We start from the raw sequence: 20,919 nt of genomic DNA, 5'->3' as shown, positions 1-20,919 counted from the left end.
TGGGGCCCGGACGATGTCCGGGCCCCACTGTCATACCGTCAGCCGAGCGCGCCCGCCGCGAGCACCGCGGTCAGCCCACCGGTGAGCAGCAGCACCGTGCCGGCCGTGAGCACCCGCAGGGCGGCCGCGCCGATCAGCAGCCCGGGGGCGGCGCCCAGCCGGAGCAGCGCGGCGCTGACGTCCCGTCGGGCGCTGCGCACCTCGGCTGCCCGGGCGACCAGGGCAGCCAGGGCGCAGCCGACCACCAGCAGGCCCTCGAGGCCGGTCAGCGTCTCGGAGCTGCCGGGGCGTCCGATCCAGTACCGGAACGCCGCCAGCACGGCGGCCCCGGCCAGCCCCAGGACGGCCAGTGGGGTGCCGATCCGCCGAGCCTCGGCGGTCAGGCCGCGGCCGGCCAGCAGCCGGAGCGGGGCGGGCCGGCCGAGGGCCAGCAGCCGGCCGGCCAGCGCCAGCAGCGGGGCGGTGAGCAGGGCGAGGCCGAGCGCGGCGAGGCTCCAGCCGGCCAGGGCCGCCACGCCGGTGTCGCCGAGGCCACCGGGCAGGCCGACCGGGCGGCCGTCCACCGAGCCGCCCGGCCGCAGGCCGTACAGCTCCAGGGCGAGGCCGGTCAGCAGCAGGCCGACGGGCAGGGCGAGCCGGAGCGGGCCGAAGCCGGTCGGGCCGGTCTGCTCGCGGCCGGTCGGCAGCGGGTCGGCGAGCGGCACGGCGCAGCCGGCCGAGACCCCGGCCACCAGCGGCACCATCGCCAGCAGGGTGACGGGGGCGGCGGCGGGCAGCGGGCTGCCCATGCCGAGGTCGGCCGCCAGTGCCGGGTCGGCGATGTCGTTGCGCAGGACCAGGAAGAGCACCAGGGCGAGGGCGCTGCCGAGGGCGCAGGCCAGCGCGATCTCCCCGGCGATCAGCAGTCGGATCCGGACCGGGCCGGCCCCGGCGGCGGTCAGGCCGTTGATCCGTTCGGGGCGGGCGGCGGGCACGGCGCGGGCCGCGACGGCGGCGAACCAGCCGACCGCCGCCAGCGGAGGCAGGCACCAGAGCAGCCGGGGCAGCGAGTCGACGGCCGGTTCGCCGAGGGCGCGGCCGAGCGCGCGCAGCAGCAGGGCGGCGACCAGGGCGGCGGCGGTCGCGGTGAGCAGCCAGCGGCCGAGGTCGGCGGGCCGGTAGCCGCGGGCCAGGCGGAAGTACAGCACGGTCAGCGCCCCGCGGTGAGGGCGGCCGCGCCGCGCGGGACGGGGGTGACCGGGCCGGTCAGCCGCCCGTCCAGCAGGGCGACGGTGCGGTCCGCGTACCTGGCCAGTTCCGGGTCGTGGGTGGCGAGCACCAGGGTGAGCTGGTGGGAGCGGGCGGCGCTGGCCAGTATCCGCAGCACCTGGTCCTTGGCCTCGCGGTGCAGCGGGGCGGTCGGGTCGTCGGCGAACACCACCGCGGGCAGCGGGGCGAGCGCGCGGGCGACCGCGATCCGCTGGCGCTGACTCTGGATCAGTTCGGCGGGGCGGCACTTGGCCTGGTCGGCCACGTCGAGGCGCTCCAACCACTCGGCGGCGGCGGTGTACGCGGCCTTGTGGCCGGCGCCGGAGAGCAGCAGGGGCAGCGCGACGTTCTCCCGGGCCGTCAGCTCCGGGACCAGGTGCGGCTCGGAGCCGACGAAGCCGAAGCGGTCCCGGCGCAGGCGCTCCCGGCCGGTCCGGCTCAGGGTGTGCACGGGGGCGCTGTTGAACCAGACCTCGCCCTCGTCCACCGGGAGCAGCGCGGAGAGGCAGCCGAGCAGGGTGCTCTTGCCGGAGCCGCGGGGGCCGGTGACGGCGAGGACCTCGCCCTCCCGGACGCCGATCGAGATCCCGCGCAGGGCGGGGGTGCCGTGGTGGGACTTGACGATCCCTCGGGCCCACAGCACGTCGTTGTCGGGCGGGGCCGCTGACATGAGGTCCATCCTGGTGCCGACGGGGATATGACAGTCGTCAGATTAGAACGACCGGGGCGGGTCGAGGATGCGGCACACTGACCCAATCAGGTTCAAATACCGGCGAATCCGGCGTGTTGGCGGCAAGAAAACCCCTCCGGTACGGCCGGGAACGCCCGAAGGCGGCCCCGGGGAGCGGGGCCGCCTTCGGCGGAGGGTGGGACGGAAAGCCTGCGGCCGGTCGGCCTGAGTCAGATCTTGGCCCACGCGTCGGTGAGGCTGACCCGCAGGATCTGCTCGATCTCGTCGAAGGTCGACTGGTCCGAGATCAGCGGCGGGGCCAGCTGGATGACCGGGTCGCCACGGTCGTCGGCGCGGCAGTACAGGCCGTTGTCGTAGAGCGCCTTCGACAGGAAGCCGTAGAGCACGCGCTCGACCTCGTCGTCGTTGAACGACTCCTTGGTGACCTTGTCCTTCACGAGCTCGATGCCGTAGAAGAACCCGTTGCCGCGCACGTCGCCGACGATCGGGAGGTCGCGCAGCTTGTCCAGGGTGCCGAGGAAGTTCGCCTCGTTGTCCAGGACGTGCTGGTTCAGGCCCTCGCGCTCGAAGATGTCGAGGTTGGCCAGCGCCACCGCGGAGGAGACCGGGTGGCCGCCGAAGGTGTAGCCGTGCAGGAAGGTGTTGTCACCCTTGTAGAACGGCTCGGCCAGGCGGTCCGAGATGATCGTGGCGCCGATCGGGCTGTAGCCCGAGGTCATGCCCTTGGCGCAGGTGATCATGTCGGGCTGGTAGCCGAACTTGTCGGCGCCGAACATGGTGCCCAGCCGGCCGAAGGCGCAGATGACCTCGTCCGAGACGAGCAGCACGTCGTGCCGGTCGCAGATCTCGCGCAGGCGCTGGAAGTACCCGGGCGGCGGCGGGAAGCAGCCACCGGCGTTCTGCACCGGCTCGACGAAGACGGCGGCGACGGTGTCGGCGCCCTCGTTGAGGATCGCCACCTCGATCTCGTCGGCGGCCCAGCGGCCGTACGCCTCGGGGTCGATCTTGCCGTCGCGCTCCAGGAAGGCGGGGGCGCGGTAGATGTTGGTGTTCGGCGCCTTGTGGGTGCCCGGCACCAGCGGCTCGAACGGGGCCTTGAGGCCCGGCAGGCCGGTGATGGAGAGGGCGCCCTGCGGGGTGCCGTGGTAGGCGACGGCGCGCGAGATGACCTTGTGCTTGGTCGGCTTGCCGGTCAGCTTGAAGTACTGCTTCGCCAGCTTCCAGGCGGTCTCGACCGCCTCGCCGCCACCGGTGGAGAAGAAGACCTTGTTCAGGTCGCCCGGGGCGTAGTTCGCCAGCCGCTCGGCCAGCTCGATCGCCTTCGGGTGCGCGTAGCTCCACACCGGGAAGAACGCGAGCTCCTTGGCCTGCTTGGCGGCGGCCTCGGCGAGCTCCTCGCGGCCGTGACCGGCCTGCACGACGAACAGGCCGGCCAGGCCGTCCAGGTACTTCTTGCCCTTGTCGTCCCAGACGTAGGTGCCCTTGCCCTTGACGATCGTCGGCACGGGGGAGTTCTCGTACGACGACATGCGGGTGAAGTGCATCCACAGGTGGTCGTAGGCGGTCTTGGAAAGGTCCTTCTGCGCCGGGTCGGCAGTCATCTGGTGCCCCAGGTGTAGGTCTGTTTCCGGAGCTTCAGGTAAACGAAACTCTCGGTGCTCCGCACGCCGGGAAGCGCGCGGATGCGCTTGTTGATCAGTTCGAGCAGGTGCTCGTCGTCCTCGCAGACCAGTTCGGCCAGCAGGTCGAACGAGCCTGCGGTGCAGACCACGTAGTCGACCTCGTCGAGGGCGGCCAGCGCGTCGGCGACGGGTTCGATGTCGCCCTCCACATTGATCCCGACCATCGCCTGCCGGGTGAAGCCGACGGTGAGGGGATCGGTGACGGCGACGATCTGCATCACGCCTTGGTCGAGCAGCTTCTGGACCCGCTGACGTACCGCCGCCTCGGACAGGCCGACGGCCTTGCCGATGGCGGCGTACGGGCGACGCCCGTCCTCCTGGAGCTGCTCGATGATCGCCTTGGAGGCGGCATCGAGGGGAACGCTCGCGTTCCGGTCGCGGTTGGCCACGTCGCCACTGTGCCTGATCGTTTCGTCGTGCGCAACCGCGTCTGCTGCTGATTTCGTCGCCATTTCCAAAATTGCATGCGGATTGCGTGGCACTTGTCCGGGAGTACTGCCGAGAAGCGAAGGCAACCGGTTAAGCTGGTCAGGTACACGCGGAGGCGTGCACACCCCAACAGTGGACCGCGGCTCCCGCAGCCCGGCCACTCGGCGCCGGAGTACCCTGGCGCCGGTTCCTGCAACGTCGCAGGCCCCGACCGAGGAGAGACCCGTGAGCGAGCTTCGTACGCTGCGCAACTACGTCAACGGTGAGTTCGTCGATGCGGCGGACGGCCGCACGCTGGACGTGATCGACCCGACCACCGGCGAGGTGTACGCGACGTCGCCGCTGTCCGGTACGGCCGATGTGGACGCGGCGATGGCCTCGGCCGCCGCGGCGTTCCCCCTCTGGCGTGACTCCACGCCGTCCGTTCGGCAGAAGCTGCTGCTCAAGATCGCGGACGCGGTCGAGGCGCGGGCCGACGAGATCGTGGACACCGAGTGTCGCAACACCGGCAAGCCCCGGTCGCTGACGCTGTCCGAGGAGATCGGTCCGATGGTGGACCAGCTCCGCTTCTTCGCCGGTGCCGCCCGCCTGCTGGAGGGCAAAGCCGCGGGCGAGTACATGGACGGCATGACCTCGATCGTCCGCCGCGAGCCGGTCGGCGTCTGCGCCCAGGTCGCGCCGTGGAACTACCCGATGATGATGGCCGTGTGGAAGTTCGCCCCGGCCATCGCGGCGGGCAACGCCGTGGTGCTCAAGCCCTCCGACACCACCCCGGCCTCCACCGTGCTGCTGGCCGAGATCATCGGCGGCGTGCTGAAGGACCTGGAGCTCCCGGCCGGCATCTTCAACGTGATCTGCGGTGACCGGGAGACCGGCCGCCTGATGGTCGAGCACTCCACCCCGGCGATGGCCTCGATCACCGGCTCGGTGCGCGCCGGCATCCAGGTCGCCGAGTCGGCGTCCAAGGACGTCAAGCGGGTGCACCTGGAGCTCGGCGGCAAGGCGCCCGTCGTGGTCTTCGAGGACGCCGACATCGCCGAGGCGGTCGAGGGCATCTCGGTGGCGGGCTTCTTCAACGCCGGCCAGGACTGCACCGCCGCCACCCGGGTGCTGGTGCACGAGTCCATCCACGACGACTTCGTGACCGCGCTGGCCAAGGCCGCCGCCGACACCAAGACCGGCGGGGTGGACGAGGAGGACGTGCTCTACGGCCCGCTGAACAACGCCAACCAGCTCAAGCAGGTGGCCGGCTTCATCGAGCGCCTGCCCGCGCACGCCAAGGTCGAGGCCGGTGGCCACCGGGTCGGCGAGGTCGGCTACTTCTACGCCCCGACCGTGGTCTCCGGCCTGAACCAGGACGACGAGATCATCCAGAACGAGGTCTTCGGCCCGGTCATCACCGTGCAGAAGTTCACCGACGAGGAGCAGGCGGTGAACCACGCGAACGGCGTCGAGTTCGCGCTCGCCTCCTCGGTGTGGACCAAGGACCACGCGCGGGCGATGCGGATGTCGCGCCGACTGGACTTCGGCTGCGTCTGGATCAACACCCACATCCCGCTGGTCGCCGAGATGCCGCACGGTGGCTTCAAGAAGTCCGGCTACGGCAAGGACCTCTCCTCGTACGGCTTCGAGGACTACACCCGGGTGAAGCACGTCATGACGGCGCTCTGAGTCTTCGGATTCTGACAGCGTGCAGGAGAGCGTGAAGTCCTGACGCAGGCTCACGGGAGGGGCGCACCCGGGCGGGTGCGCCCCTCCCGCTTGTCAGGCTGTCGGGTGAGACGCGGACCGGCTGACAGGATGCACCTGCACCTGCGGCGAGTGGTTCCCTACGCTTGGCGGCATGAGCACCCCCACTGCTGACTCGGCCGCCGGGCAGGCTGTCAAGGCCGCCGACCGCGCGCACGTCTTCCACTCGTGGTCCGCCCAGGCACTGATCGACCCCCTAGCGGTGGCCGGTGCCGAGGGTTCGTACTTCTGGGACTACGACGGCAACCGCTACCTCGACTTCTCCTCGCAGCTGGTGAACACCAACATCGGTCACCAGCACCCCAAGGTGGTCGCCGCGATCCAGGAGCAGGCCGCCAAGCTCTGCACCATCGCCCCGGGCTTCGCCCAGGAGTCGCGCAGCGAGGCGGCCCGGCTGATCGCCGAGCGCACGCCGGGGGACCTCGACAAGATCTTCTTCACCAACGGCGGCGCCGAGGCGAACGAGAACGCCATCCGGATGGCCCGGCTGCACACCGGTCGGCAGAAGGTCATGTCGACTTATCGCTCCTACCACGGCGCCACCGCCAACGCGATCGCGCTGACCGGCGACCCCCGTCGCTGGGCCAACGAGACCGGCGTCTCCGGCATCGTGCACTTCTGGGGCCCGTACGCCTACCGCTCCAACTTCCACGCCGAGAACGAGGCGCAGGAGTGCGAGCGCGCGCTGGAGCACCTGGAGCAGGTGCTCGCGTTCGAGGGTCCCGGCACGGTGGCCGCGATCATCCTGGAGACCGTGGTCGGCACGGCCGGCATCCTGATCCCGCCGGCCGGTTACCTGGCCGGGGTGCGGGAGATCTGCGACCGGTACGGCATCGTCTTCATCCTGGACGAGGTGATGGCGGGCTTCGGCCGGACCGGTGAGTGGTTCGCCGCCGACCACTGGGGCGTCGTCCCCGACCTGCTGACCTTCGCCAAGGGCGTCAACTCCGGCTATGTGCCGCTCGGCGGCGTGGCGATCTCGGCCGAGATCGCGGCCACGTTCGCGGAGCGGCCGTTCCCCGGCGGGCTCACCTACTCGGGCCACCCGCTGGCCTGCGCCTCGGCGGTGGCCACCATCAACGCGATGGCCGAGGAGGGCATCGTGGAGAACGCCAAGCACATCGGCGACACCGTGATCGGCCCCGGCCTGCGCGCGCTGGCCGAGCGGCACCCCTCGATCGGCGAGGTGCGCGGGCTGGGCGTGTTCTGGGCGCTCGACCTGGTGAAGGACCGGCAGAGCCGGGAGCCGCTGGTCCCGTACAACGCCGCCGGTGCCGCCAACGCGCCGATGGCCGAGCTGGCCGCCGCCTGCAAGCAGCGCGGGCTCTGGCCGTTCGTCAACATGAACCGCTTCCACGTGGTCCCGCCGTGCACGGTCACCGAGGAGGAGGCCAAGACCGGCCTGGCGATCCTCGACGAGGTGCTCACCCTCACCGACGCGCACACCAGCTGACGTACCGTCCGTCGCGGCCCCGGGCTCGTGCGGTCCGGGGCCGCACCCTGTTCGGAGACCAGTCACCATGACCTTCACCCGTCGCGCCCTGTTCGGCGCCGCGAGCCTGCTCGGCCTCTCCGCCTGCGGGATCCCCGCCGCCTACGTGCCGGAGGAGCGGCGGGCCGCCACCGACCGCTCGGAGCGCGACAAGGCGCTGACCTTCTCCAACTGGACGCAGTACATCGACACCGACGACAAGGGCGGGCGGCCGACCCTGGACGCCTTCGCCCAGGACGCCGGGGTCGAGGTCGCGTACACCGAGGACATCAACGACAACGACGAGTTCTTCGGGAAGATCAGCCCGGTGCTGGCCCAGGGCGGCGACCCCGGGCGCGACCTGATGGTGGTCAGCGACTGGATGGCCGGCCGGTACGTGGCGCTCGGCTGGGTGCAGCAGTTCGACGCCGCTAACCTGCCGAACGTCGCCAAGCACCTCGACCCGCAGCTGGCCTCGCCGGCCTTCGACCCCGGGCGTCGGCACAGCGTGCCGTGGCAGTCCGGGATCACCGGCATCGCGTACAACCGGAAGGCGCTCGGGCGGGAGCTACGCTCGACGGCCGACCTGTGGGCGCCCGACCTCAAGGGGCGGGTCACCCTGTTCGCCGGGATGGACGAGGCGCTCGGGCTGCTGATGCTGGCCCAGGGCGCGGACGTCTCGAAGTTCACCGCGGACGACGCGCACAAGGCGATGGCCCAGGTGCAGAAGCTGGTGGACACCCAGCACATCCGGCGGTTCACCGGCAACGACTACACCAGCGACCTGGCCTCGGGCGCGGCGATCGCCTGCCAGGCGTACTCCGGCGACGCGATCCAGCTCAAGGCGGAGAACCCGGACATCGAATTCGTGGTGCCCGAGGAGGGCGGCGAGCTGTGGGCGGAGAGCCTGATGGTGCCGAACCAGGCCGCCCACAAGACCAACGCCGAGCTGCTGATCGACTACTACTACCAGCCCGAGGTGGCCGCCGAGCTGGCGGCGGCGGTGCAGTACATCTGCCCGGTGCCGGCGGCGCGGGAGGTCCTGGCGACAAGTGCGGACCCGGAGACCGCCGCGCTGGCGGAGGAGCCGTTGATGTTCCCGACGGACGAGATGCGGGCGCGGCTGCACACCATGCGGGACGTCACCGCGACGGAGCGGCCGGACTTCCACCGGATCTGGGGCAAGGTCGCGGGCGTCTGACCACACACGGAACCACCGAGGGGCTCGGGGCCCTGCTGATGTGCGGCTCCGCCGCGTGGGCGACGCCGGCGTCGTACAAGGTGATCCGTTCAGGGGGGTCAGGCTTTCGCAGTGATGCCCGCCCGCCAGATCTCCTCGCAGTTCCCCGAGCCCCTGGGCTATCTGCGGACCGCGTCCAGCGCCAGCAGCGCGACGTGCAGGGAGAGGCAGGACTCGACCTGGTCGAGGTCGACCGCGAGGATGCGTTCGACCTTGTGCAGGCGGTCGTAGAAGGACGGGCGGGACAGGTGGGCGGCGTCGGCGGCGGCCGACTTGTTGCGGCCCTGTTCGAGGTAGACCCGCAGCAACTGCACCAACTGGCCGCCGTGCTCGGCGTCGTGGGCCAGCAGCGGGCCCAGCTCGCGTTCGACGTAGGTCTGCAGGCGGGCGTCGTCGCGGAGCAGGTGGAGCAGGCCGCGCAGCCGGACGTCGGGCAGCCGGTAGTAGGAGGCGGCCCGGCCGCCGGGGGAGTCGTGCAGGGCGGCGTCGGCGACCTGGGTGGCCTCCAGCAGGGTGCGGCGGGCGTCGCGGACCGAGCCGACCGAGGAGCCGACCGCGATCACCGGCTCGAAGACCGGATGCCCGGTGACGCCGTCCCGGGCCCCGTCCGCGACCAGCTTGCGCAGCGCCGCGGCGAAGCCTTCCAGCGCGGAGTGCTCGTCCTGCTGCGAGCCGAGCGCGACCAGGACGCCGACGCCCTCGTCGTCCAGGGCGCCGACCAGGGCGGAGAGCCGGCAGCTGCGGATCGCGGTGGCGGCCAGCTCGGTGAAGTCGCGCAGCCGGGCCTGCGCCTCCAGGGCGGCCGGGATCGGGCCCCGGCGCTGGCGGAGGACCACGCCGACCAGGCGGCGGCTGTCCAGCGGGACGCCCAGGGCGGCGGCCCGCAGCGCGACCTCACTGACCGTCAGGGCGTGGGTGAGGATGCCGGAGAGCAGGGTGCGGTGGGTCTGCCGCTCCAGCGACTCGCGGTCGCGGACCACCAGCCGGTTCAGGGCGAGGGTGGCGGCGCCGCGCTCCAGCAGCATGGCGTGCGGGTGCGGGACGCCGTCCGGCAGTGGGCGGGGGTCGTCGACCAGGATCAGCCGGCCCCAGTCCTGGCCACGGGCGCCGACCGCGGTGACCAGCCAGCCGCTGCGCGGGTCGTAGCCCGTCCGGCCGGCCGGGCGGACCCCGCGCGAGCGGCGTTCCCAGCCCTCCAGCAGGTCGGTCTCCCGGCGGCCGGCCGTCTCGTGCGCGAGCACCTGGTGGGCGAGGTTCTCCAGCACCACCGGAGCGCCGGCCATCCGGGCCACCTGCCGGACCACCTCGGCCGGTTCGGCCCCCTCGACGGCGAGTTCGTTGAAGACCTGGTGGACGGCCTCGGAGATCCGCAGCTGCTCCAGCTGGGCGTTCACCACCAGCGCGTGCACGGCCTCGGTGACGGCGACGAAGCGCAGCTCGCGGCGGAGCGCGATCAGCGGCAGGCCGCGCTGCTCGGCGGCGTGCACCAGGGCGCGCGGCAGGCTGTCGAAGTAGCGGCGGCCGAACTCGACCACCAGCCCGGCGGCGCCGATCTCGGCCAGCTCGCGGACGTACCTGGCCAGCCCCTCGCGGTCCTCGGGCAGCGCGATCCCGGTGGTGAGCACCAGCTCGCCGCCCTGCAGCATGCCCGCCACGTCGGGGAGCTCGCTGACGTGCACCCAGCGGACCGGGCGCTCCAGGTGCTGGGCACCGGCCACCACCTCGGGCAGGCCGCGCCGCATCACGTCGAGGTCGAGCACGCGGGCGACGGTGGGGAGCACGGGAGGACCTTCCATGGGCAGCAGGGTGTCAGGTGAATCATGCATCGGCCAGACGACCTGTTGCCTTTCCACCCTGTAAGGCCCTTGTGACCGAGGCTGTCGGAGTGGCCCTTGTCACCCTGACGAGTGAGGGGGCATCGTCAGCGGGTCGGCAGTACCGACCCGGACCCCGGGTCGTGGGATGAATACGGTGTTGCCCCCGAAATCCGTCGCGTAACGAGAACGCAACCGCGGAATCCCTTGTAGAGGCAACCCTCGGGTGTCAGGATCGCCGGACCCCGAGGATCCCTGGCCGACTCACCGGGCACCCTGGAGGAACCTGATGGACCTGACCGACTTCAGCGCAGGCGCGCAGTACATCGCGGGTCGGCTGACCGAGGGCACCGGAACGGAGCCCTTCCAGGTCGTCAACCCGGCCGACGGCAGCGTCGTCCAGCACGTCACGCTCGCCTCGACCGGCGATGTGGACACCGCCGTGGCCGCGGCGAAGGCCGCGCTGCCCGCCTGGTCTTCGGCCACCCCCGGGGCCCGTGCGGAGGCGCTGCTCAGGCTGGCCGCGGTACTGGCCGAGCACGCCGAGGACTTCGCCCGGGTGGAGACCGCGCAGACCGGCAAGCCGATCAAGCTCTCCACCGAGTTCGACGTGCCCGGCACAGTGGACAACACCTCGTTCTTCGCCGGGGCCGCCCGCAACCTGGAGGGCAAGGCCGCGGGGGAGTACTCCGGCGACCACACCTCGTACGTCCGCCGTGAGGCGATCGGCGTGGTCGGCTCGATCTCGCCGTGGAACTACCCGCTGCAGATGGCCGCCTGGAAGATCCTGCCGGCCATCGCGGCGGGCAACACCATCGTGCTCAAGCCGGCCGAGCTGACCCCGCTCACCTCGCTGATGTTCGCCCGGGCCTGCTCCGAGGCGGGCATCCCGGACGGCGTGGTCAACGTGGTCACCGGCGCCGGTCGCGGCGCGGGCGAGCACCTGGTCTCGCACCCGGACGTCGCGATGGTCTCCTTCACCGGCTCCACCCCGGTCGGCAAGCGGGTCGCCGAACTGGCCACCGCGACCGTCAAGCGCACCCACCTGGAGCTCGGCGGCAAGGCCCCGTTCGTGGTCTTCGACGACGCCGACCTGGACGCCGCCGTGCACGGTGCGGTCGCCGCCTCGCTGATCAACGGCGGCCAGGACTGCACCGCCGCCACCCGCGCCTACGTGCAGCGCCCGCTGTACGACGCCTTCGTGGCGGGGGTCGCCGAGCTGTACGGCCAGGTCCGGATCGGCCACCCGCTGAACCCCGCGACCGACCTCGGCCCGCTGGTCTCGTACACCCACCGGGACCGGGTGGCCGGCTTCGTGGAGCGGGCCCGCTCGTACGCCACCGTGGTGACGGGTGGTCAGGCCCAGGGCCTCGGCCACGACGGCACCGACCTCGCCCCCGGCGCGTTCTACCGTCCCACCCTGATCACCGGGGCCGCGCAGGACAGCGAGGTGGTGCAGGGCGAGATCTTCGGCCCGGTGCTGGTCGTGCTGCCCTTCGACTCCGACGAGGAGGGCCTGCGGCTGGCCAACGACACCCCCTACGGTCTGGCTGCCTCCGCCTGGACGCAGAACGTGCACCGCTCGCTGCGCGCCACCCGGGAGATCCAGGCCGGCTGCGTCTGGGTCAACGACCACATCCCGATCATCAGCGAGATGCCGCACGGCGGCTACAAGTCCTCCGGCTACGGCAAGGACATGTCGCAGTACTCGCTGGACGAGTACACCCAGCTCAAGCACGTCATGTTCGACACCACCGCGGTCGCCCGCAAGGACTGGCACCGCACGGTCTTCGGAGACAGATAACCCCCGTCTGCTCCTTCACCTCTTCCCCCGGAGGGTGTCCCCGCATGGAGTTCAACGAGATCGCCGACGGTCTGCCGGACCCGGTCCGCAAGGCCTGGGAACGCAGCCTGACGAACGGCCGGGCCGCGATGAGCCGGCGGGCCCTGATACGGGCCGCCGGCCTGGTGGCCGGTGCGGGCACCCTGGCAGCCTGCGGAATCCCGCCGGCCAGGAGCAGCGGCACCGGTGAGGCGACCGCCGGCCCGGACGACTCCGACAGCGACAAGGTCGTCGACTTCTCCAACTGGCCGCTCTACATCGACGTGGACCCGGCCGACGAGTCCAAGCGGCCGACCCTGGACGCGTTCACCGCGGCCACCGGCGTCAAGGTGAAGTACACCGAGGACATCAACGACAACGTCGAGTTCTTCGGCAAGGTCAAGCCGCAGCTGGCGGCGGGTCAGGAGACCGGCCGGGACCTGATGGTGCTGACCGACTGGATGGCCGGCCGGATGATCCGGCTCGGCTGGGCGCAGCGCCTCAACCCGGCCAACCTGACCCATGCGATCACCAACCTGGAGAACCGCTACCGCGCTCCGGACTGGGACCCGAACCGGCTGTACTCCTACCCCTGGTCCGGCATCCAGGTGGTGGTGGCCTACAACCGGAAGGCCACCCAGGGGAAGGCCGTCACCTCGGTCGCCCAACTGCTCGACGACCCCGAGCTGAAGGGCCGGGTCACCTTCCTCTCCGAGATGCGCGACACCATCGGCATGGTGCTGCTCTCGCTCGGCAAGGACCCGGCCAAGTTCACCGCCGCGGACTACGACGCCGCGATCGAGCGGGTGCAGAAGGCCGTCGACAACAAGCAGATCCGCAAGTTCACCGGCAACGACTACGGCCAGGAGCTCTCCTCCGGGGACATCGCGGCCTGCATCGCCTGGGGCGGGGACCTGATCCAGCTCAAGGCCGACAACCCCGACATCGAGTTCGTCATCCCGGCCGAGGGCTATGTCGCCTCCACCGACAACCTGCTGGTCCCGGCCCGGGCGAAGCACAAGAAGAACGCCGAACTGCTGATCGACTTCTACTACCGGCAGACCGTCGCGGCCCAGCTCACCGCCGGGATCAACTACGTCTCCCCGGTGGCCGGGATCAAGGACGAACTCGCCAAGCTGGCCCCCGAGGTGGCGGAGAACCCGCTGGTGCTCCCCACCCCGGAGATGGCCGCCCAGGTCCACGTCTTCCGCAGCCTGACCGAGGCCGAGGAGAGCGACTTCGAGGAGAAGTTCTCCAAGTTGATCGGCGCCTGACCCCCACCACTCGGCCCCTTCCCGACAGAGAGACACCATGACTGAGCAGCTGCGCGAGGCGGCGACGGCCGGTGGCGACGTGCGCCTCACCGGTATCGGCAAGACCTACGGCGCCTTCACCGCCGTCCACCCGCTCGACCTGACCGTGCCCCAGGGCTCCTTCTTCGCCCTGCTCGGCGCCTCCGGGTGCGGCAAGACCACCACGCTGCGCATGATCGCCGGCCTGGAGGAGCCCACCAGCGGCACCGTCCTGATCGGGGGTCAGGACGTCACCGCACTGCCGCCGTACAAGCGGCCGGTGAACACGGTCTTCCAGAGCTACGCGCTCTTCCCCCACCTGGACATCTTCGAGAACGTCGCCTTCGGCCTGCGCCGCCGGGGGAAGAAGGACGTCAAGAAGCAGGTCGAGGAGATGCTCGAACTGGTCGAACTCGGCCCGTACGCCCGGCGCAAGCCGCACCAGCTCTCCGGCGGCCAGCAGCAGCGGGTCGCGGTCGCCCGCGCGCTGATCAACCACCCGCAGGTGCTGCTGCTCGACGAGCCGCTCGGTGCCCTCGACCTCAAGCTGCGCCGGCAGATGCAGCTGGAGCTCAAGCGGATCCAGACCGAGGTCGGCATCACCTTCGTGCACGTCACCCACGACCAGGAGGAGGCCATGACGATGGCCGACACCATCGCGGTGATGAACGGCGGCCGGGTCGAGCAGCTCGGCGCGCCCGCCGAGCTGTACGAGAACCCGGGCAGCACCTTCGTGGCCAACTTCCTCGGCCAGTCCAACCTGATCCCGGCCGAGGTCACCGGCAGCGCGGACGGCTCGCTGCTGCTCAGCGCGGGCGGCGTCCGGCTGGCGATGCCGAAGGCCCGCTGCGCCACCGAGGCCAGCGGCGTCTACCTGGGCGTCCGCCCGGAGAAGATCACCATCGCGCAGGCCGACGCCGAGGTGGCCGACGGCCGCAACCGGCTCACCGGCACCGTGGTGGACTCCAGCTTCATCGGCGTCTCCACCCAGTACGTGGTGCGCGCCGAGACCGGCCAGGAGATCGCGGTCTTCGAGCAGAACATGGACCGCGACGCCCGGCTCACCCCCGGCGCCCCGGTCGTCCTGCACTGGAACCCGGCGCACTCCTTCGGCCTGGACGCCGCCCAGGCGATCGACGCCGGCACCGGGGAGGCCGCCGCGTGACCGCGACCACCGAGGCCGCGCCGACCCAGGTGATACCTCTTCAGGAGCGGCCCGCGCGCCGCAGGCTGACGCCGTACTGGCTGCTGCTCCCCGGCCTCGCCTGGCTGGTGGTCTTCTTCGTGGTGCCGATGGTCTACCAGGCCAGCACCTCGCTGCAGACCGGCTCGCTGGAGCAGGGCTTCCGGCTGACCTGGCACTTCTCGACCTACTGGGACGCGCTGAGCGAGTACAAGTGGCACTTCGTCCGCTCGTTCGGCTTCTCCGCGATCGCCACCCTGCTCTGTCTGGCGATCGGCTACCCGCTGGCGTACACGATCGCCTTCAAGGCGAGCAAGCGGTGGCGGAACGTCATCCTGATCCTGGTGATCGCGCCGTTCTTCACCAGCTTCCTGATCCGGACGCTGGCCTGGAAGACCATCCTGTCGGACGGCGGCCCGGTGGTGGAGACGCTGAACGCGCTGCACCTGCTGACCGTCACCGACGCGCTCGGCCTGACCACCGGTCAGCGGCTGCTGGCCACCCCGCTCGCGGTGATCTGCGGCCTGACGTACAACTTCCTGCCGTTCATGATCCTGCCGCTCTACACCTCGCTGGAGCGGATCGACCCCCGGCTGCACGAGGCCGCGGGTGACCTGTACGCCCGGCCGTTCACCACCTTCCGCAAGGTCACCTTCCCGATCTCGCTGCCGGGTGTGGTGGCGGGCACGCTGCTCACCTTCATCCCGGCGTCAGGCGACTACATCAACGCCCAGCTGCTCGGCTCGCCGAGCGAGCAGATGATCGGCAACGCGATCCAGAAGCAGTTCCTGAACGTGCTCGACTACCCCACGGCCGCCGCGCTGAGCTTCATTCTGATGGCCCTGATCCTGGGCATGGTGACGGTCTACATGCGCAAGGCCGGGACGGAGGAACTGGTCTGATGAGCCGAATCGTGAAGTGGGTCCGGTCCCACCTGGTGGTGCTGGCAGGGGTGCTCGCCCTGGCCTACCTGGTGCTGCCCAACCTGGTGGTGCTGGCGTTCTCGTTCAACAAGCCCAGCGGCAAGTTCAACTACGAGTGGAACGAGTTCTCCACTGACGCCTGGACCGACCCGTGCGGCGTCGCCGACATGTGCGGCTCGCTCTCGCTCAGCCTGCAGATCGCGGTGCTGGCCACCGTCGGAGCCACCGTGCTCGGCACCATGGTCGCCTTCGCGCTGGCCCGCTACCGGTTCCGCGGCCGGGGCGGCGCGACCGGCCTGATCTTCCTGCCGATGGCGATGCCCGAGGTGGTGATGGCCGCCTCGCTCGGCACCCTGTTCCTCAACATGCGGATCCCGTTCGGGTTCACCACGATCCTGATCGCGCACATCATGTTCTGCCTGAGCTTCGTGGTGACGGCGGTCAAGGCCCGCGTGATGAGCATGGACCCGCGGCTGGAGCAGGCCGCCCAGGACCTCTACGCCACCCCCGTCCAGACCTTCCTGAAGGTGACCCTGCCGCTCGCCGCCCCCGGCATCGCGGCCGGCGCGCTGCTCAGCTTCGCGCTCTCCTTCGACGACTTCATCATCACCCAGTTCAACTCGGGACCGACCACGGTCACCTTCCCGATGTTCGTCTGGGGCGCCTCGCAGCGCGGCATCCCGGTGCAGGTCAACGTGATCGGCACCGCGATGTTCCTCGCCGCCGTGGTGCTGACGGTGGTCGGCCAGTGGGTCGGCAACCGTCGGAAGGCCAGCACCTGACACCCTGGTGCACATCCCCTCGAAACACCGTCAATCCGTAGAAAGTAGCTGATAGGCATGGACTCCGCCCGTGCGCTCAGTGATGCCCGACCGACCCCCTTCTGGCTGGAGGACCCGGGGCGTCCGGAGGCCCTGCCCGCCCTGGTGGGTGACACCAGGTGCGACCTGCTGGTGGTCGGCGGCGGCTACTCCGGTCTCTGGACCGCACTGATCGCCAAGGAGCGGGACCCCTCGCTGGACGTGGTCCTGATCGAAGGTCAGGAGATCGGCTGGGCGGCGTCCGGGCGCAACGGCGGCTTCTGCGCCGCGAGCCTCACCCACGGCTTCGGCAACGGCCTCCAGCGCTGGCCCGGCGAGCTGGCCGAGCTGGAGCGCCAGGGCCTGGCCAACCTGACCGCGATCGAGACCGCGGTCAAGCACTACGGCATCGACTGCGAGTGGGAGCGCACCGGCGAGATCGACATCGCCACCCAGCCGCACCAGCTGGCCGAACTGCGCGAGGTGGCCGAGGCGGTCGCCGAGTACGGCGGCGAGCTCACCTTCCTGGACGCCGACCAGCTGCGCGAGCAGGTCGACTCCCCCACCTTCCTGGGCGGGATCTGGGACAAGGAGGGGGTGGCCATGGTGCACCCCGCCAAGCTCGCCTGGGGTCTGCGGGACGCCTGCCTCGCCCAGGGCGTCCGGATCTTCGAGCGCACCAAGGGCCTGGCGCTCGCCGAGCAGGGCAGCGGGATGGCCGTCCGCACGCCGTACGGCCGGGTCTTCGCCCGCCGGGTCGCGCTCGGCACCAACGTCTTCCCCTCGCTGGTCAAGCGGGTCCGGCCGTACATCGTCCCGGTGTACGACTACGCCCTGATGACCGAGCCACTCACCGACGAGCAGCTTGCCTCGATCGGCTGGAGCGGACGGCAGGGGCTGAGCGACAGCGCCAACAAGTTCCACTACTTCCGGCTCTCCGCCGACAACCGCATCCTCTGGGGCGGCTACGACACCATCTACCACTTCGGCAGCAAGGTGCAGGCGGAGCACGACCAGCGTCCCGAGACCTTCCGGACCCTGGCCCGGCAGTTCTTCCAGACCTTCCCGCAGCTGGAGGGCGTCCGGTTCACCAACGCCTGGGGCGGCGCGATCGACACCTGCACCCGGTTCTCGGCGTTCTTCGACACCGCCTACAAGGGACGGGTCGCCTACGCGGCCGGCTACACCGGTCTGGGCGTCGGTGCCACCAGGTACGGCGCCGAGGTGATGCTCGACCTGCTGGCGGGCGAGCGGACCGAGCGGACCGCGCTGGAGATGGTGCGCAGCAAGCCACTGCCGTTCCCGCCCGAGCCGGTGCGCTGGGCCGGGATCGAGATGACCAAGTGGTCGCTGGACCGCTCGGACCGGCGCGGGGGGCAGCGCAACCTGTGGCTGCGCACGCTGGACCGGATGGGGCTCGGCTTCGACAGCTGACCCCCGGCCGGCTGCGGGTCGGCCGTGCGCCACAAGGGTGGGGCGTCCCGTTTCGACGGGGCGCCCCACCCTTTCGGCGTTTGCCTCGGTGTTTACGTGTAAGAGAGCGGTGCCGCGCTCCTCTCCCTCCTGACAGGTACCCGAGGAGGAGGACCGATGGAGAGCACCCCTGGCGGCCGAGGAGTCGACTGGCTGGCGGACGCCGCGCCCGATCCACAGGCCTGCCGTGCGGAGTGGGAGCACAGCGGACGGGGCGTCATGCTGCTCCCGGCGGGCCGGCGCTGGGACGTGTTACTCGTCCCCGGACCGCTCGGGCACCCGACCTTCGACCTGCTCGCCCGCCGGGCCCCGACCGGGCCGGTGTACGCGGACTTCGCGGACGGGCAGCTCGGCTTCCTGGTCCCGGTCGGCACCGCCGCGCGCTGGGTGGGCACCGGGGTGCGCAGCGCGGGCCCCGGCACCTGGGTGGCACTGCCGCACCCGGCCGGGGCCGGCCGGGGGCTGCGCTGGCTGGCCGCCCCGGACGGCTCGGGCCGGCTGACCGATCCGGCGGTGCTGGAACTGGCGCTGCACGAGGTAGCGGGACGGCTGATGTGACGGTGCGTCGCTGCCGAGGGGTGCGGTTCTGCCCGGGCAGCGCAGAAACGTCCCTGCTTGGGGCGGTGCGGCGACGACCTGTAAGGCTGAATCTCCATTCCCCGTCAGCCTGTTCGTTGAGCCGGGGCGCCGGGGTGAGCAGACTGGAGAACGAGCGCGGTAGCCCGTGATCCCGCCGCCCGGCCGATGCCGGCGGCGCCGTACAGGGACCGTCGGCCGAGGCGCCGAACGGACTTCGGAGGCAGACGACCTTGAGCAAGCACATCACCCACTGGATCGACGGCGCCGCCGTCGCCACCGCCGGCTCCGCCCCGCGGCGCGGCGACATCTTCGACCCCGCCACCGGCCAGGTCACCGGGCAGGTGGACTTCGCCTCGATCGCCGAGGTCGACCAGGCCGTCGCCGCGGCCGCCGCGGCCTTCGGCGAGTGGCGGCACGCCTCGATCGCCAAGCGCACCCAGGTGCTCTTCGCCTTCCGCGAGCTGTTCAACGCCCGCAAGGACGAGCTGGCCTCGATCATCGTCTCCGAGCACGGCAAGGTGCACTCGGACGCGCTCGGCGAGCTGGCCCGCGGCCAGGAGGTCATCGAGTACGCCTGCGGCATCCCGCAGCTGGTGAAGGGCGGCTTCACCGAGCAGGCCTCGACCGGCATCGACGTCTACTCGATCCGTCAGGCGCTCGGCCCGGTCGCGATCATCTCGCCGTTCAACTTCCCGGCCATGGTGCCGCTCTGGTTCTTCCCGATCGCCATCGCGGCCGGCAACACCGTCATCCTCAAGCCCTCCGAGAAGGACCCCTCGGCCGCCAACTTCCTGGCCGAGCTGTGGAAGGAGGCCGGCCTGCCGGACGGCGTCTTCAACGTCGTGCACGGTGACAAGGTCGCGGTCGACCGCCTGCTGGAGCACCCGGACGTCAAGGCCGTCAGCTTCGTCGGCTCCACCCCGATCGCCCGCTACGTCTACGAGACCGGTACCCGCTACGGCAAGCGCGTGCAGGCCCTCGGCGGCGCCAAGAACCACATGCTGGTGCTGCCCGACGCCGACCTCGACCTGAGCGCCGACGCCGCCATCAACGCCGGGTTCGGCGCGGCCGGCGAGCGCTGCATGGCGGTCTCCGTCCTGGTCGCCGTCGACCCGATCGGCGACGAGCTGGTCGACAAGATCAAGCAGCGGATGGCCACCCTCAAGGTCGGCCCCGGCTGCAACGGCGAGAGCGAGATGGGCCCGCTGGTCACCGGCCAGCACCGGGACAAGGTCACCTCGTACGTCGAGTCCGGCCTCGCCGACGGCGCCGAGCTGGCCGTCGACGGCCGGAAGCACGCGATTGCGGGCGAGGACGCCGCCGGCACCCCCACGGCCGACGGTTTCTGGCTCGGCCCGACCCTGTTCGACCACGTCAAGCCCGGCATGTCGGTCTACAACGACGAGATCTTCGGCCCTGTGCTCTCGGTCGTCCGGGTCGCCTCCTACCAGGAGGGCCTGGAGCTGATCAACAACAACCCGTACGGCAACGGCACCGCCATCTTCACCAACGACGGCGGCGCGGCCCGGCGCTTCCAGCACGAGGTCGAGGTCGGCATGGTCGGCATCAACGTGCCGATCCCGGTGCCGGTCGCCTACTACTCGTTCGGTGGCTGGAAGGCCTCGCTGTTCGGCGACACGCACGCCTACGGCCCGGACGGCGTCCAGTTCTTCACCCGCGGCAAGGCGGTCACCTCGCGCTGGCTGGACCCGTCGCACGGTGGGATCAACCTCGGGTTCCCGACCAACTCCTGAGACCGGTCGGTCCCCACTGACGGCGGTCCGCCCTTCGGGGCGGGCCGCCGTCAGTCGTTCCGGTCCTTGGCGGTGCCGGCCGGCCGGGTGCTCAGCCTGAGCTTGACCCGGAGGGCCTTAGCGGCGACCGGGCCGAGGCCGTCCACCACCTCGACCAGCGCGCCCATCCGGTCCAGCGCGTCGAAGGCGGCCGACGCACCGTCGGGGTCGACCCCTTCGTACAGCTCAAGTTCGTACAGCTCAAGCCCGACGAACGAGGCCGAGACCGCCCGGGCCAGCCGGGGGACGTCCAGCAGGTCGGCGAGCGGATGCCCGGCGAAGATCCGGTCCAGCACCCGCTCGATCTCCGCACTCCAGAGCCGGAGCGCGTCGGCCGTCGCGGCGCCCAACGCCGGATAGCGGGCCGCACCCGCCAGGAACTGGCCGAGCAGCGCCACGTTCCCGTGTCCGCGCTCCTCCTCGTGCAGCTCCCGGCCGGCCCGGAGCAGGTCACGCAGCGACTCGGCCTGCGCCAGCCGGGGGCGGTAGCGGTCCGGTTCGAGTGGTGCCTCGACCTGGAGTTTGCGCGCGGGCAAAGGGAGGGGTAGTGTTCCCTAGTCGCTCGGCAGGGAGCACCGGACACGCATCGGCGCGGACGGTCCCGGGGTGGCCAATCCTCTGAACACATCTTCTGGTCGTGCTGATTCGCGCTTTCTCGCGGGTCGGTTCTATTTGCTGTGTGCGTTTATATGGATTGCGGCTGGATTCGCTTTGTGGAGCGGGGATCGGC

Annotated in this window: 17 protein-coding genes; 11 read left to right on the top strand and 6 right to left on the bottom strand. The window is 71.0% G+C overall.

What is annotated here, in order from left to right:
• Positions 1-38: 38 nt before the first annotated feature.
• From ACIRPK_RS25200 to ACIRPK_RS25185, 4 genes are all read right to left on the bottom strand, one after another.
• Positions 39-1,187, bottom strand: coding sequence for a hypothetical protein (locus ACIRPK_RS25200; protein WP_403041945.1), 1,149 nt, complete (start codon positions 1,185-1,187; stop codon positions 39-41).
• Between the two features lie 2 nt (positions 1,188-1,189).
• Positions 1,190-1,918: an ABC transporter ATP-binding protein gene (locus ACIRPK_RS25195; protein ID WP_403041943.1), complete on the bottom strand. Its 729-nt coding sequence runs from the start codon at positions 1,916-1,918 to the stop codon at positions 1,190-1,192.
• A gap of 230 nt (positions 1,919-2,148) precedes the next feature.
• Positions 2,149-3,540 (bottom strand): aspartate aminotransferase family protein, encoded by a 1,392-nt coding sequence (locus ACIRPK_RS25190; protein ID WP_403041941.1) that lies wholly within the window; start codon positions 3,538-3,540, stop codon positions 2,149-2,151.
• Entirely contained in the window at positions 3,537-4,010 is a 474-nt protein-coding gene (locus ACIRPK_RS25185; RefSeq protein WP_057232352.1) for an Lrp/AsnC family transcriptional regulator, read from the bottom strand. Before ACIRPK_RS25185 ends, ACIRPK_RS25190 begins: the two co-directional genes overlap by 4 nt.
• Positions 4,011-4,275: 265 nt before the next feature.
• Here ACIRPK_RS25185 and ACIRPK_RS25180 point away from each other — a divergent pair, with 265 nt between their 5' ends.
• The 3 genes from ACIRPK_RS25180 (at position 4,276) to ACIRPK_RS25170 (ending at position 8,471) form a co-directional block, all read left to right on the top strand.
• Positions 4,276-5,721, top strand: coding sequence for a gamma-aminobutyraldehyde dehydrogenase (locus ACIRPK_RS25180; protein ID WP_403041938.1), 1,446 nt, complete (start codon positions 4,276-4,278; stop codon positions 5,719-5,721).
• A gap of 172 nt (positions 5,722-5,893) precedes the next feature.
• Complete coding sequence (locus ACIRPK_RS25175) at positions 5,894-7,252, top strand: aspartate aminotransferase family protein (protein WP_403041935.1); 1,359 nt, start codon at positions 5,894-5,896, stop codon at positions 7,250-7,252.
• Between the two features lie 67 nt (positions 7,253-7,319).
• A complete protein-coding gene (locus ACIRPK_RS25170; protein ID WP_403041932.1) occupies positions 7,320-8,471 on the top strand; it encodes a spermidine/putrescine ABC transporter substrate-binding protein in 1,152 nt (383 codons plus the stop codon).
• Between the two features lie 158 nt (positions 8,472-8,629).
• On the opposite strand, the gene ACIRPK_RS25165 is transcribed toward ACIRPK_RS25170, so the two are convergent.
• Positions 8,630-10,306, bottom strand: coding sequence for a PucR family transcriptional regulator (locus ACIRPK_RS25165; protein ID WP_403041929.1), 1,677 nt, complete (start codon positions 10,304-10,306; stop codon positions 8,630-8,632).
• Between the two features lie 307 nt (positions 10,307-10,613).
• Between ACIRPK_RS25165 and ACIRPK_RS25160 the strand changes: the two genes are divergently transcribed.
• The 8 genes from ACIRPK_RS25160 to ACIRPK_RS25125 all read left to right on the top strand — a co-directional run bounded on the left by ACIRPK_RS25160 (position 10,614) and on the right by ACIRPK_RS25125 (position 20,150).
• Positions 10,614-12,128 carry a gamma-aminobutyraldehyde dehydrogenase gene (locus ACIRPK_RS25160; RefSeq protein WP_403041926.1) on the top strand — a complete coding sequence of 505 codons (1,515 nt, stop codon included), beginning with the start codon at positions 10,614-10,616 and terminating at the stop codon, positions 12,126-12,128.
• Between the two features lie 44 nt (positions 12,129-12,172).
• On the top strand, positions 12,173-13,420 hold the full coding sequence (locus ACIRPK_RS25155) for a spermidine/putrescine ABC transporter substrate-binding protein (RefSeq protein WP_403041924.1): 1,248 nt from the start codon (positions 12,173-12,175) through the stop codon (positions 13,418-13,420).
• Between the two features lie 37 nt (positions 13,421-13,457).
• Entirely contained in the window at positions 13,458-14,603 is a 1,146-nt protein-coding gene (locus tag ACIRPK_RS25150; RefSeq protein ID WP_403041921.1) for an ABC transporter ATP-binding protein, read from the top strand.
• Positions 14,600-15,523, top strand: coding sequence for an ABC transporter permease (locus tag ACIRPK_RS25145; RefSeq protein ID WP_403041918.1), 924 nt, complete (start codon positions 14,600-14,602; stop codon positions 15,521-15,523). The genes ACIRPK_RS25150 and ACIRPK_RS25145 overlap by 4 nt, the downstream gene beginning before the upstream one ends.
• Positions 15,523-16,326, top strand: a complete 804-nt coding sequence (locus tag ACIRPK_RS25140; RefSeq protein ID WP_403041916.1) for an ABC transporter permease — start codon at positions 15,523-15,525, stop codon at positions 16,324-16,326. Before ACIRPK_RS25145 ends, ACIRPK_RS25140 begins: the two co-directional genes overlap by 1 nt.
• 57 nt (positions 16,327-16,383) lie before the next feature.
• Positions 16,384-17,778 carry an NAD(P)/FAD-dependent oxidoreductase gene (locus ACIRPK_RS25135; protein ID WP_403041914.1) on the top strand — a complete coding sequence of 465 codons (1,395 nt, stop codon included), beginning with the start codon at positions 16,384-16,386 and terminating at the stop codon, positions 17,776-17,778.
• 156 nt (positions 17,779-17,934) lie between these two features.
• Positions 17,935-18,375 (top strand): hypothetical protein, encoded by a 441-nt coding sequence (locus tag ACIRPK_RS25130; protein WP_403041913.1) that lies wholly within the window; start codon positions 17,935-17,937, stop codon positions 18,373-18,375.
• A 251-nt stretch (positions 18,376-18,626) separates the two neighbouring features.
• A complete protein-coding gene (locus tag ACIRPK_RS25125; RefSeq protein ID WP_403041911.1) occupies positions 18,627-20,150 on the top strand; it encodes a CoA-acylating methylmalonate-semialdehyde dehydrogenase in 1,524 nt (507 codons plus the stop codon).
• Between the two features lie 50 nt (positions 20,151-20,200).
• Here ACIRPK_RS25125 and ACIRPK_RS25120 read toward each other — a convergent pair whose 3' ends face one another.
• Positions 20,201-20,725, bottom strand: a complete 525-nt coding sequence (locus tag ACIRPK_RS25120) for a hypothetical protein (protein WP_403041909.1) — start codon at positions 20,723-20,725, stop codon at positions 20,201-20,203.
• Between the last annotated feature and the right edge of the window lie 194 nt (positions 20,726-20,919).

It is taken from the genome of Kitasatospora sp. NPDC101801, assembly GCF_044766665.1.
In the GTDB taxonomy this organism is placed as follows: Bacteria; Actinomycetota; Actinomycetes; order Streptomycetales; family Streptomycetaceae; genus Kitasatospora.
Note: the sequence above shows the minus strand (reverse complement) of the source record. Positions and strands in the feature narration are given on the sequence as shown.